The following is a 1,104-nucleotide window of genomic DNA, read 5'->3' on the forward strand; positions in this document are numbered from 1 at the left end:
GCCGAGACCGGCGATGTTCGCGAAGTCCTCCGGGACGGGCAGGGTGCCCACCCGGGCGGCGGCACCGGAAGCGACGGCCTGGGCGATGGGGTGCTCGGAGGAGTGCTCCAGCGCACCGGCCAGCCGCAGCACATCCGACTCGTCGGTGCCCTGGACGGTGTGGACGGCCAGCAAGGTCATCTTGCCGGTGGTCACGGTGCCGGTCTTGTCCAGCACGATGGTGTCGACCTTGCGCGTGGTCTCCAAAACCTCAGGACCCTTGATCAGGATGCCCAGCTGCGCGCCGCGTCCGGTACCGACCATGAGAGCGGTCGGTGTGGCAAGCCCCAGAGCGCAGGGGCAGGCAATGATCAGCACGGCGACCGCCGCGGTGAAGGCCGCGGTCAGGCCCGCGCCGTTACCCAGCCAGAAACCCAAAGTGCCCAGCGCCAGAGCGATCACGACGGGGACGAAGATGCCGGAGATCTTGTCGGCCAGCCGCTGGGCTGCGGCCTTGCCGTTCTGCGCGTCCTCGACCATCTTCGCCATACGGGCCAGCTGGGTGTCGGCGCCGACACGAATCGCCTCGACGACCAGGCGGCCACCGGCGTTCAGGGTGGCACCGGTGACACCGTCACCGACACCGACCTCGATGGGAACCGACTCACCGGTGAGCATGGAGGCGTCCACCGCGGAGGAACCCTCCACGACCGTGCCATCGGTGGCGATCTTCTCACCGGGCCGCACCAGGAAACGATCCCCCACCTTCAGCTCAGCGACCGCGACGAGCTCCTCCCGCCCCCCACGCAGGACGGTGACCTCCTTGGCACCCAGCTCCAGCAGCGCCTTGAGCGCGGCCCCGGCCCGTCGCTTGGAACGGGCCTCGAAGTACCGGCCGGCCAGGATGAAGGCCGTCACACCGGCCGCGGCCTCCAGATAGATGTTCCCCGCCCCGTCACTGCGGGCGATGGTCAACTCGAAGGGATGCCGCATCCCCGGCATACCGGCCGTGCCGAAGAACAACGCCCACAGCGACCACACGAACGCCGCCGAGGTCCCCACCGAGATCAGCGTGTCCATCGTGGCCGCACCGTGCCGGGCGTTGGTCCAGGCGGCCTTGTGGAA

At 69.3% G+C, this 1,104-nt stretch carries 1 protein-coding gene; it reads right to left on the reverse strand.

The window, feature by feature from the left end; translation table 11 throughout:
- Positions 1 to 1,104: HAD-IC family P-type ATPase (locus ACWDEX_RS37200; RefSeq protein WP_450469118.1), on the reverse strand; the 1,104-nt coding region annotated here is incomplete at both ends.

Source organism: Streptomyces sp. NPDC001020 (assembly GCF_053599115.1).